Raw genomic sequence first — 13,429 nt, 5'->3', positions numbered from 1 at the left:
GCCGACGCGCCGACCGCCGACCTGCTCCGGGTGCCGGCCGGCGGCCCGTACGCGCTGCGCGGCGGCGTGTTCCACCGCCGCCGGCTCGTCGCCGCCGCGCCCACGCCCCCGCAGGAGCGGATCCGCCGCGACGGCGTCTACCTGGTCCTCGGCGGCGCCGGGGGCATCGGACTCGAACTGGCCGACTGGCTCGTCCGGCGCCACCGGGCGAAGGTCGTGCTGCTCGGCCGCAGCGAGCTGGACGCCGGGCGCCGCGCCCGGCTGCGCGCCATCGACCCCGGCGGCGAGCTGGTCTCCTACGAGCGGGCCGACGCGACGGACCCGCGGGCCCTGCGCGAGGCGGTCGCCCGCACCCGCGCCCGGCACGGCGCCCTGCACGGCGTCTTCCACGCGACCATCGTGCTGCGCGACCAGACCGTCGCCACCATGACGGAGGACACCTTCCAGGACGTCCTCGCCGCCAAGACCCGCACCTCGGTCGCCCTGCACGCGGCGCTCGCCGACGCGTCCGACCTGGACTTCGTCCTCTTCTTCTCCTCGGCGGTGGCGCTCTCCGGCAGCGCCGGGCAGGGGAACTACGCGGCCGGCTCGACCTTCGAGGACGCCTTCGCCCACCACCTCGACGGGGTGCTGCGGGCCAGCGTCGCAGTCATCAACTGGGGCTACTGGGGGACGGTCGGCATCGTCGCGGACGAGCGCCACCGGGCCCGCCTGGCGGCCACCGGCATCCACTCGATCACCCCGGAGGAAGGGATGGCGGCCGTGCACAGCGTGCTGGGACGCCCGGACCGACAGGTCGTCGTCGTCAAGGCCGACGCCTCCGCGCTGGCCGCGGTCGGCGTCGAGCAGGAGACCGCCGCGCCCGGCACCCCGGCCGACGACGTGTCGCTGGTGCCGTCCCTCGCGGCGCTCCGGCCGGTCGAGCGGTTGCTCACCGAGGACGACGACGCCCGCCTGGACGAGATCATGCTCGGCTGGCTGTGGACCCTGTTCCGCCAGGAGGGCGTCTTCCTGACCGAGGCCGAGCGGTGGACCCCCGAGGCGCTCACCGAGCGGCTGGGCGTCGTACCCGCGCACGGCCGGCTCTTCGCCGAGCTCCTGCGCCAGCTCACCGAGGCCGGCTTCCTGCGCGACAGTGGCGGGCGGCTCGCCCCCACCGGGCGCCCGGTGGGCGCCGACCCGGAGGGCGACCTGGTCGAGCTGTGCGAGCAGAAGACGGCGCTGAACCGCTTCGACCGGCTGCTCAGGCCCTGCATGCACAACCTCTTCGGCGTCATGCGCGGCACCGTCCGCGCGACCGACGTGATGTTCCCGGGCGGCTCGACCGCGCTCGTCGAGGGCGCCTACCGGGGCAGCCCGGTCGTCGACCGGGCCAACGAGCTCGTGGTCGGGGCCGTCCGCGACCAGTTGGACGGGCACCGCGGCCGGCTGACGGTCGTCGAGATCGGGGCGGGCACCGGCGGCACCACCGCCAGCGTCCTGCCCGCGCTGTCCGCCTCCGGCGTCGACGTGAGCTACGTCTACACCGACATCTCCCGGGCCTTCCTGCAGCACGGCCGGCAGCGGTTCGCCGCCGAGCACCCGTACGTCCGCTTCGAGCAGCTCGACATCTCGCGCGACCCGGTCGCGCAGGGCTTCCAGCCCGGCAGCGTCGACCTGGTCGTCGCCGCCAACGTGCTGCACGCCACGACCGACCTGCTCGCCACCCTGCGCGCCGTCAACCTGCTGCTCAGGCCGGGCGGCCGCCTGGTGCTCAACGAGGCCAGCAGCAACGTCATGACCGCGACCCTCACCTTCGGGCTGCTGGACGGCTGGTGGCTCCACCAGGACGCCGAACTGCGGCTGCCCGGCTCGCCGTTGCTCTCCGCCCCCGGCTGGCGCCGGGCCCTCGCGCTGGCCGGCTTCGCCCGCAGCCGGGCCCTGCCCGCCGACGAGGGGCTGAGCCAGCACGTGGTCGTCGCCGAGACGGCGGCGGAGGGTGCGCCGCGGGCCACCGCGCCGGCGGTCACCGCCGCCCCGGCCCCCGTGACCGCGACCGCCGGCCCGGGCACCCCGGCCGACGGGGACGCCGACGCGCTGACCGAGGCGGCCCGGGAGTACGTCAAGGACGCCTTCGTCGAGATCCTCCAGGTCCCGCGCGAGCGGCTCTGGCTCGACGAGACCTACGAGAACTTCGGCGTCGACTCGCTGACCGTGCCCCGGATCGCGGACCTGCTGGCCGAGCGGACCGGCGAACTGCCCGCGACCCTGCTGTTCGAGTACCCGACGATCCGCGAGGTCGCCGACTACCTGGTGGAGCGCCACCCCGCCGCCGTCCGCGCGCTGCTCCCCGAGCAGCCCGCCCCTGCCGCCGCCCCCGCCGTGGTGGCGGCGTCCCGGCCGCAGGCCGCGCCGCGCCCGGAGGCGGACCACCGCATCGCGATCATCGGCGTCGCGGGCCGCTACCCGCTCGCCGACGACACTGAGGCGTACTGGGAGAACCTGCGGGCCGGCCGCGACTGCGTGCGCGAGGTGCCGTCGGAGCGCTGGGACCACCGCACGCTGACCTCGGCCGACGGCCGGCCGGTCAGCCGCTGGGGCGGATTCCTCGACGGCATCGACGAGTTCGACCCGCGCTTCTTCCAGATGTCGCTGCGCGAGGCCGAGCTGACCGACCCGCAGGAGCGGCTGTTCCTGCAGACCTCCTGGCACGCCCTGGAGGACGCCGGCTACCCGCGCACCCGGCTGCGCGGCAGCCGGGTGGGCGTCTACGTGGGCGTCATGTACGGCCACTACCAGCTGTTCGAGGACGAGCGCGGCCTCGCGGGCGGCATGGGGTACTCCTCCATCGCCAACCGGGTCTCCTACGTCCTCGACCTGCACGGCCCCAGCCTGGCCGTCGACACCATGTGTTCCTCCTCGCTGACCGCCATCCACCTCGCCTGCGAGGCCCTGGTGGCCGGCCGGGCGGACTACGCGCTCGCCGGCGGCGTCAACCTCGCCCCGCACCCGCGCAAGTACCGCCAGCTCGCGGTAGGCGGCTTCACCGGCGACAGCGGACGGTGCCGCAGCTTCGCGGCCGACGGCGACGGCATGGTGCCCGGCGAGGGCGTCGGCGCCGTCCTGCTCAAGCCGCTGGCCGCGGCGGAGCGCGACGGCGACCGGATCCTCGGCGTCATCCTGGCCAGCGCCCTCAACCACGGCGGCAAGACCGGCGGGTTCGCCGTGCCCAGCCCCGCCGCCCAGGCCGAGGTCGTCGCCGAGACGCTGCGCGAGGCCGGCGTCGAACCGGGCAGCGTCTCGTACGTGGAGGCGCACGGTACCGGGACGGCGCTCGGCGACCCGGCCGAAGTGGCCGGGCTGGTCCGCGCCTTCGGCGACCTGCCGGCCGGCTCGATCGCCCTCGGTTCGGTGAAGTCCAACCTCGGGCACCTGGAGTCGGCGGCGGGCATCGCCGCGCTCACCAAGGTCCTGCTGCAGCTGAGGGCCCGTGAACTGGCGCCCTCCCTGCACGCGGACCGGCTCAACCCGGCCGTCGACTGGAACCGGGTGCCGTTCCGGGTCCAGCGCGACCTCGCGCCGTGGACCGGCCCCGGGCCGCTGCGCGCGGGCGTCAGCGCCTTCGGCGCGGGCGGCTCCAACGCCCACCTCGTGGTGGAGGAGTACCGGCAGGACGCACCGGTCGCCGCCCCGGCGGGCCCGGCCGTCCTCCCGCTCTCGGCCCGGGACGAGGAGGGTCTGCGCCGGGTCGCCGAGCGGACGCTGGCCTGGCTGCGCGCCGCGCGCCCGGCCGTCGACGTGGCGGACCTCGCGGCCGCGGCGGGCGTGCCCGTCACGGCGGTGGACGAGCCGCTCGACGAGCTCGGCCTCGACCCGGCCACCATCGTGCGGCTGATCGGTCGCACCGACGCGGTGCGCCCGGGGGCCGTGCACGGCGGGACGACGCTGCGCGAGCTGGCCACCCGGTCGGCCGGCGCCGGAGCCGGGGTCGACCTCGGCCGGCTGGCGTACACCCTCCAGGTCGGGCGGGAGGCCCAGGCGCACCGCCTCGCCGTCGTCGCCTCCTCGGCGGAGGCGTTCGCGGACGCGCTGGCGGGCTTCCTCGCCGGGCGCCCGGGCGGGTACACCGGCGTCGCGACCGCGGAGCCCGGCCCCGCCACCGTGCCGTCCGCCGACGCCGAGGACACCGCGCGCCGCTGGGCCGCCGGCGAGGCGTTCGACTGGGCGGGCGCCCACCAGGGCGCGGTCCGGCCGCTGTCGCTGCCGGGGTACCCGTTCGCGCGGACCCGCTGCTGGATCGACGCGGTCGCCCCGACCGCCCCCGCCGCCCCGGCCTCCGCCGCTCCGACCGCCCGGACGGCCGTGGCGGACGGCACCCGTGTGCTGGCCGCGGTGCTGCGCCTGCTGGGCGACGTCAGCGGCTACCCGGTGGCCGACCTCGACCCGGCCGGCTCCTTCCACGACCACGGCCTGGACTCGCTGAGCCTGGTCCGGCTGGCCGGCGAGGTCTCCGAGGCCTTCGCGGTGCCGGTCGGCCCGGACCAGCTGCTGGCCACCCCCACCCCGAAGGAACTCGCCGCCTGGCTGGCGCGCGAGTACCCGGACGCCCTCCCCGAGGCGGACCGGCCCGCCCCGGCGGAGGCCCCGGCCGCCCCGGCCGCCCCGGCCGTCGCGGTCGAGGCGCCGGTCGCGGTCACCCCGGCCGAGGACGACCCGGTGGTGATCGTGGGCATGGCCGGGACCCTGCCCGGGTCCGCCGACCTGGACGCCTTCTGGGCCAACCTGCAGCGCGGCGGCGACCTCTTCGAGAAGGTGCCCGAGGACCGCTGGGACGCCCGCGCCCACCACGGCGACCCGGCGCTGCACCCCGACCGGACCCGGATCACCCGGGCCGGCTTCATGCCGGACATCGACCGGTTCGACCCGCTGTTCTTCGGCATCTCCCCGCGCGAGGCCCGTTGGATGGACCCCCGCCAGCGCCTGCTGCTGCGCACCGTGTGGACGGCCCTGGAGGACGCCGGCATCGACCCGACCTCCCTCGCCGGCACCGACACCGGCCTGTTCGTCGGCGTCGGTTCCTCCGAGTACGCCGAGCTGGTCCAGCGCTCCGGCACCGCCACCGACGCCTACGCGTCGACCGGCCTGACCCCGTCCATGCTGGCCAACCGGGTCTCCTACCACCTCGACCTGCGCGGCCCCAGCGAGCCCGTGGACACCGCCTGCTCCAGCTCGCTGGTCGCCCTGCACCGCGCGGCCGAGGCCCTGTACCTCGGGCACTGCGACACCGTCATCGCGGGCGGCGTCAGCCTGATGCTGTCGCCGGTGACCTTCGCCTCCCTCGAACGGGCCGGGATGCTCAGCCCGGACGGCGTCGGCCGGGCCTTCGACGACGACGCCGCCGGCTACGTGCGCGGCGAGGGCGTCGGAGCCGTCGTGCTCAAGCGGCTCAGCCGGGCCCGCGCCGACGGCAACCCCGTCCTCGCGGTGCTGCGCGGCACCGCCGTCAACCACGGCGGGCGGTCCAACTCGTTGACGGCGCCCAACCCGCGCGCCCAGGCCGAGGTCATCGTCAAGGCGCACCGCGCCGCCGGCGTCGATCCGGCGACCGTCGGCTACATCGAGACGCACGGCACCGGGACGGTCATCGGCGACCCCGCCGAGACCAACGGACTGCGCCAGGCCTTCGCGGAGCTCTACCGCGACTGGGGCCACCCGGCGCCCTCGGCGCCGCACTGCGCCCTCGGCGCGCTCAAGAACACCATCGGGCACCTCGAACCGGCCGCCGGCATCGCCGCCGTCCTGCGGGTGCTGCTGTCGATGCGGCACGGCCGGATCACCGGCGACCCGCACGGGCCGCGGCCCAACCCCCACCTGGCGCTCGCCGGGACCCCGTTCGAGGTCGCCGCGGCCGGCCGCGACTGGCTGCCGTCGGCCCCCGACGTGCCGCGCCGCGCGGGCGTGAGCTCGTTCGGCTACGGCGGGGTCAACGCCCACGTCGTCCTGGAGGAGTACCGCGCCGACGACGAGCCGGCCGCGACCACCGCCCCGGTCGTCCTCACCTTCTCCGCGCGCGACGGGGAGCGGCTGCGCGCCCACGCGCAGGCGTTCCTGGACAGGCCGGAGAGCTGGACGCCGGACCTCGCCGCGACCGCGCACACCCTGCAGAGCGGCCGCGCCCTGCACGCCGAACGCCTGGCGTTCGTCACCGGTTCGGCCGACCACGCGCTCGCCACCCTGCGGCGGTTCCTCGCCGGGGACACCGCGGGCCTGCACCTCGGCCGCGTCGAGCGGGGCACCGACCCCGAGCCCTTCGACGGCCACGGTGACGACGAGGCGGCGGCCGCCGCCTGGGTGCGCGGCGCGACCGTCGACTGGGCCGCCCGGCGGACCGGGGCACCGGCGCTGCGCTCCCTGCCCGGCTACCCCTTCGCCGCCGAGCGGCACTGGTTCACCGACGGCGCCCCGGCGCCGGTGGCCGAACCGGCCGCGCCGGTCAGCCTGTTCGCGGCGGAGTGGGCGGCCGAGCCCGTGCCGCCGGCCGTGCCGCGCACCGACCGGGTGCTGGTCTTCGGTGACCTGCCGGTCCCCGGCGCCGTGCACGTCCGGGCCGGCACCAGGTATGCCGAGGACGGCGACACCGTCACGATCCGACCCGCCGAGCCCGAGGACTACGCCCGGCTGCTGGCCGTCCCCGCCGACCGCATCGTGCACCAGTGGCCGCTGCTCACCCCGGACCGCGCGGACCTCGGCACCGAGTCGGTGTTCCTGCTCGCCCGCGCGCTGATGGCCTCCCGGGCCCCGGCGCGGCTCCAGGTCCTGGTGCCCGAGGGCGCCATGGCGGAGGCGTGGGGCGGCTTCGAGGCCTCGCTGCGGGCCGCCCTGCCCGGCATGGCCGTCTGCGTGGTGCGGGTGGCCGGCCGGGTCGGCCAGGCCGCGCTGCTCGCCGAGGTCGCGGCCGAGCGCCTCTCCGGAGCCGCCGTCCGCCTCTCGGAGACCGGCCGGGTGGTCCGGCTGCTGACCGAGATCGCCCCGCGGCCCGCGCAGCCGTCCCCGCTGCGCCCGGGCGGCGTCCACCTGGTCACCGGCGGCACCGGCGGGCTCGGCCTGCTGCTCGCCCGCACCCTGCTGGCCCGCGGGGCCAAGGTGGCCCTCACCGGCCGGTCGCCGGAGGCGGACCGGGCCGCGGAGCTCGCCGAGCTGCGCACGCTCGGCGAGGTGCGGTACTTCCGGGCCGCGGTCGAGGACCGGGCCGCCATGGCGGCGGTCGTCGCCGCCGTCAGGGAGCAGTGGGGCGGGCTGAACGGCGTCTTCCACCTGGCCGCCACCGCCTCCCGCACGCCGCTGCCCGGCAAGGACGTCGCGGAGTTCCGCACGCACCTGCGGGCGCGCTTCGAGGGCACCAGGGTGCTCGACGAGGTGACCGCGGGCGAGTCGCTGGACCTCTTCGTGCTGTACTCCTCGCTCGCGGGCCAGCTCGGTGACTACGGCCTGGTCGACTACGCGGTGGGCGCCCGCTTCCTGGACGGCTTCGCCGAGGAGCGCGAGGCGCTGCGCACGGCGGGCGGCCGCAGCGGGCGCACCGTCTCGATCGACTGGCCGATGTGGCGCGACGGCGGCATGCACGTGGACCCGGAGGACGAGAGCCGCTACCTCGCCGCCACCGGCTTCCGCTACCTGGAGGCCGAGGAGGGCGAGCGGCTGCTCGACGTGGTGCTGCGCCTGGGCCGGCCCCAGGTGGCCGTGCTGCCGGGGGAGCCGGAGCGGATGCGCGAGCAGGTCGCGTCGATGCGGACCCGCGAGGTCCTGCGCCCGGCCGAGCCGGTCGCGGCGCCGACCGTGGTGCCGGTCGTCGAGCCGGCCGTGGTGCCGGCCGCCGTACCGGTGGTCCGGTCGGTGGGGGTCGACGCCGCGGGTGAACTGGCGGACCGGCTCCGGGAGATGATCGCGGAGAACCTGGGCCTGGCGCCGGCGGCGCTCGACCCGCAGGCCGGTTTCGGCGAGTACGGGCTGGACTCCTTCGGTCTCCAGTCGCTGTCCGCCGCGATCGAGGAGCGCTACGGCGTGTCGGTTCCGACCACGACGCTGTTCGGTGCGAACACCATCGGCAAGCTCGCCCGGCACCTCGCCGAGGAGTACCCGGGACTGGGCCGGCCCGCCGCGCCCGTGGCGCCCGCCGCACCGGTCGCGCCCGCGGCGCCCGCCGCACCCGCAGCGGTCCCGGCCGCCGCGGCACCGCGCCCGGAGGCCGTCGCCTCCGCGGTGCGGGAGGCGGCACCGGCCGAGGACGACGCGATCGCCGTCATCGGCATGGCCGGCCGGTTCCCGGGCTCGGCCGACCTGGACGGGTTCTGGCACCACCTCGCGGACGGACGGGACCTCGTGACCGAGACCCCCGCCGACCGCTGGGACTGGCGGGAGGTGTCCCGGCGCTTCGGCGGCACCGCCCGGTGGGGCGGCTTCCTCGACGACGTCGACCGCTTCGACGCGCGGTTCTTCAAGATCTCGCCGGCCGAGGCCGAGGTGATCGACCCCCAGCACCGGCTGTTCCTGGAACACACCTGGGCGGCGCTGGAGGACGCCGGCTGCCGGGCGGACCGGCTCGCCGGGCGCCGGGTGTGCGTCTTCGCGGGCGTGCAGTTCAACGACTACGAGGCGATGGTGATGGGCGGCGGGCAGGTCAACGCCCACGCCGGCACCGGGCTGGCGCGGACGATGCTGGCCAACCGCATCTCGTACCTGCTGGACCTGCGCGGCCCGAGCGAGAGCATCGACACCGCCTGCTCCAGCTCGCTGGTGGCGCTGCACCGCGCCGTCCGCGCCCTGCGGTCCGGGGAGAGCGACCTGGCCATCGCCGGCGGGGTGAGCCTGGTGCTCTCGCCGCAGACCGTGGTCGCGGGCAACCAGCTCGGCGTGCTCTCGCCGGACGGCCGGTGCAAGGCGCTGGACGCGGCGGCCGACGGCTACGTCAAGGGGGAGGGCGTGGGCGTGCTGGTGCTGAAGCCGCTGGCCCGCGCGCTCGCCGACGGCGACCGGGTGCACGCAGTCATCCGGGGAAGCGCCGTCAACCACGGCGGACACGCGTCCTCGCTGACCGCGCCGAACCCGCTGGCCCAGGCCGACCTGCTGGTGGACGCCTACCGCGACGCCGGCGTGCCGATCGAGACGGTGTCCTACGTCGAACTGCACGGCACCGGCACCCCGCTCGGCGACCCGGTGGAGATCGACGGCCTGACCCGGGCCCACCGCGCGCTCGCCACCGGCCCGGCCGCCGCCTGCGGCATCGGGACGGTGAAGAGCAACATCGGCCACCTGGAGCCCGCCGCCGGCATCGCCGGAGTGATCAAGGTGGTCCTGGCGATGCGGCACCGGACCCTGCCGCCGACCCTCCACCTGCGCACGCTCAACCCGCTGATCGACCTCGACGGCACGCCGTTCGAGCCGGTCGGCGCCGCCACCCCGTGGGAACCCGTGGACGCCGCCGGCGCGCCGCTGCCGCTGCGCGCCGGGGTGAGCTCCTTCGGCTTCGGCGGCGTCAACGCGCATGTCGTGCTGGAGGAGCCGCCGACCGCGCCGCCCGCCACCGCGACCGGGCCCGCGGCGGAGCACGAGGTGTTCGTGCTCTCCGCCCGGACCGAGGACGCGCTGCGCCGGTACGCGGCCGCGACCGTGGCGCACCTGGACGGCCTGCCCGAGGGCTCGGCGCCGTCGCTGTCCTCGCTCGCCTTCACCTCCCAGGTCGGGCGGGTGCCGATGGCGGTGCGGCTGGCCGTGGTCGCCGGGTCGACGGCGCAGCTGCGCGAGCTGCTGGCCGCCTTCCTCGCCGGCGGCTCCGCCGGCGGCGGCACCGCCGGGGACCACGTCTGGCTCGCCGAGCCGGAGGGCGCGAGCTACCTGGCGCGGCTGGTCCGCGAGGGCCGGCTCGACCGGATCGCCCGGCTCTGGCAGGACGGCGCCGACATCGACTGGAGCGCGCTGCGCGCCGACCGGCCGCCGCTGGTGTCCCTGCCGACCTACCCGTTCGCCCGCGTACGGCACTGGCTGGCGGGCGGCACCGCGCCCGAGCCGGTGCGGCAGCCGGACGCGCCGTCCTCGCTGCTGCTGGTGAAGGACTGGGTGGCCGCGCCGCTGCCCGGGGCCGAACTGCCGGGCGGGATCGTGGCGTTGGTGAGCGCCGAGACCGAGCCGCTGGCCCGGGCCGCGTTCGGCCCGGCGGCCGAGCTGCTCCGGCTGGACGGCGACGACGAGGCCGCCGGCGCGAAGCTCGCGGCCGCGCTCGGCCGGGTCGGGGCGGTCGTCGACCTGGTCGACGTGTCGACCGTGCCCACCGACGTGGTGGCGGCCGACCCGGCCCGGATCGCGCTCCTGCGCGAGCTGGTCGCGGCCCACCGGGCCGGAGGTTTCGCCTACCTCCACCTGACGCACGGCCTGACCACGTTCCGCGCCGAGCGGCCCACCCTGCGGGGTGCCGGGCTCGCGGGCCTGGTCCGGATGCTCACCGCCGAGTACCGCGGGATCCTCGCCCGCACGCTCGACGTCGACTCCCTGGAGCCGGCCGCGCTGCGGGCGGCGGTCGCGGCCGAACTCGGCGCGACCGACCCGGTGACCGAGGTCTGCGTGCGCGGCGGCGTGCGGCACACGCCGGTGCTGCGGGAGGCCGCCGAGGCCGCGCCGGGCACCGACTGGTCCGCGGACCTGGCCGGGCGGACGGTGGTGATCACCGGCGGGACGGGCGCCCTCGGCCGGCTGGTGGCGGCCCGGCTGCTCGACCGGGGCGCCGACCGGCTCGTCCTGCTCGGCCGCACCGAGCTGCCCGAGCGGGCCGCCTGGCCGGCCCTGCTGGCCGACCCGGCCACCGATCCCGCCCTGGCGGCCCGCCTGCGGGACCTCGCGGCGCTCGACCGCCCGGGCGTCCGGGTGGCGGTCGAGAGCGCCCCGCCGGAGCGGATCGGCGAGGTGATCGACCGCGCCCGGCGCGAGCTGGGCCCGATCGCCGGGATCGTGCACTGCGCCGGCCTCGGGGTGATGACCGACCCGGCCTTCATCGGCAAGCGGATGGCCGACGTCAGCCGGGTGCTCGAACCCAAGACGACGGGGCTCCAGGGCCTGCTGGACGCGTGTGCGCAGGACCCGCTGCGGTTCGTCGTGCTGTACTCGTCCGTCGCCGGGCAGGTGCCCGCGCTGGCGGTCGGCATGAGCGACTACGCGCTGGCCAACTCCACGCTGGACCGCCTCGCCGAGTACCGGGCCGCGACGGGCGGGCCGCTCGTGCGCTCCGTCCAGTGGCCGAGCTGGCGGTCGGCGGGCATGCCCGAGGTCGACACCGCGGCGTACCGCGGCCTCGGCCTGCGGGCCGTCGAGCCGGAGGTCGGACTGGACCTGCTGGACCGGGCGATGGCCGCCGCGGAGCCGGTCGTGCTGCCCTGCGTGGTGGACGGCGGGCGGTTCGACGCCGGCGCGCTGCTCGCGGTGCCGGCGCCCGGCCGGCCGGAGGCCGCTCGGGGCGGGAACGCCGCCCCCGCCGGGCCGTCCGGGGCCGCCGCGACCGCGGTGGCGCCGTCCGGCCGGGCCGGGGAGGACCTGGTCCGGCGGCTGACCGAGGTGATCGCGGGGACGCTGCGGATGGACCCCGCGCAGGTGGAGCCGGGCGCCGACTTCGCCGACCTCGGGGTGGACTCGATCATGATCGCCCAGATCCTGGCCGCCCTGGAGCGGGAGCTCGGGGTAGTCGCCGAGCCGTCGGCGGTGCTGGAGAACCCGACCGTGGCACTGCTCGCGGAGGCGCTGCGGGACCAGGTCCCGGACCTGCCCGCCGTGGCGGCGCCGGTGTCCGTGGCGGTGCCGACGTCCGCCGAGGTGCCCGAGCGTGCCGAGGCGCCTGCTTGCGCCGACGTGCCCGAGCGTGCCGAGGCGCCTGCTTGCGCCGAGGTGCCCGAGCGTGCCGAGGTGACGGCCTCCGCCGAGTCGTCCGGGGCCGCCCGGACGGCGGCGGCGCCGCGGGACGGCATCGCCGTCATCGGGATCGCCGCCCACTTCCCCGGTGCGCCCGACCAGTCCTCGTTCTGGCGGAACCTGGCGTCCGGGACGGACTCGGTGACCGAGGTGCCGGCGTCCCGCTGGGACCAGGAGCGGTTCTGGCGCCCCGCCCAGGAGCCCGGCACCACCATCAGCAAGTGGGGCGGCTTCCTGGAGGGCATCGAGCAGTTCGACCCGGAGTACTTCCGGCTGGACCCGGCGGGCGCCGCGCACATCGACCCGCTGGTCCGCCAGGTCCTGGAGACCGGCGCGGAGTGCCTGGCGGACGCCGGGCTGACCGCCGCCGACGTCGGCGGCCGGCGGGTGGGCGTCTTCGCGGGCGCCCGGGCGGCCAACTTCGGTGCGCACCACGGCTCGGGCGGACCGCAGGCGATCAGCGGGGTGGCGCAGAACTTCATCGCCGCCCAGCTGTCCCACTTCCTCGACCTGCGCGGCCCGTCCGTGGTGGTCGACTCGGCCTGCTCCTCGGCGCTGGTCGCGGTGCACCTGGCCGCGCAGAGCCTGCGGAGCGGGGAGTCCGACCTGGCGTTCGCCGGCGGTGCGGAGATCCTCCTCGACGAGGTGCCGTTCATCGGCATGAGCGAGGCCGGCGCGCTGTCGCCGACCGGCCGCTGCCACACCTTCGACGAGCGGGCCGACGGCATCGTCCTCGGCGAGGGCGCGGGCATGCTGCTGCTCAAGCGGCTGGCCGACGCCGAGCGGGACGGCGACCGGGTCTACGCGGTGATCGAGGGCGGGGCCGTCAACAACGACGGCCGCACCATGGGCATCACCACGCCGAACCCCCGCGCGCAGCGGGAGGTGATCGAGCGGGCGCTGGCGGACGCGGGCGTCCGTCCGACGCAGATCGGCTACGTGGAGGCGCACGGCACCGGCACGATGATCGGTGACCCGATGGAGCTGAAGGCGCTCACCGAGGCCTTCCGCGGCGCCACCGACGAGATCGGCTTCTGCGGCGTCGGCAGCGTGAAGACCAACATCGGCCACACCCTGAGCGCGGCCGGCATCGCCGGACTGATCAAGGTCGTGCTCTCCGTCCACCACGCGCAGCTGCCGCCCACGCTGCACTGCGCGACGCTCAACCGGCGCTTCCGGTTCGACGAGTCGCCGCTGTTCCCGGTCCGGGAGCTGCGGCCGTTCGAGGGCCACGAGGGCGTCCGCCGGGCCGCCGTCAGCTCGTTCGGGTTCGGCGGCACCAACGCGCACCTGGTGGTGCGCCAGGCGCCGGCCGGGCACGTACCGTCGCGGACGCCGCTGGATCCGCCCCGCTACCGGCGGCGGTGGTTCTGGTTCGACCGGGCGGCGCAGCCGGCGGCCCCCGCGTCCGGGCCGGTGCAGCCGGCCGTCCCCGCGTCCGTCCCCGCGTCCGTCCCCGCGTCCGCCCCCGCGTCCGCCCCTGCGACCGCCCCGGCGTCCG

1 protein-coding gene (only partly in view) is annotated in these 13,429 nt (G+C 77.0%); it reads left to right on the top strand.

This entire window lies inside a single protein-coding gene on the top strand: locus ACZ52R_RS31435, encoding an SDR family NAD(P)-dependent oxidoreductase (RefSeq protein ID WP_465754557.1). The 19,500-nt coding sequence extends 6,009 nt beyond the window's left edge and 62 nt beyond its right edge, so the window shows coding positions 6,010-19,438 (codon 2,004, complete, through codon 6,480, partial); the first codon wholly inside the window starts at position 1. Both codon boundaries (start and stop) fall beyond the window edges.

Source organism: Kitasatospora sp. NPDC034023 (genome assembly GCF_055575795.1).
This window is presented reverse-complemented; position numbering and strand designations above follow the sequence as displayed.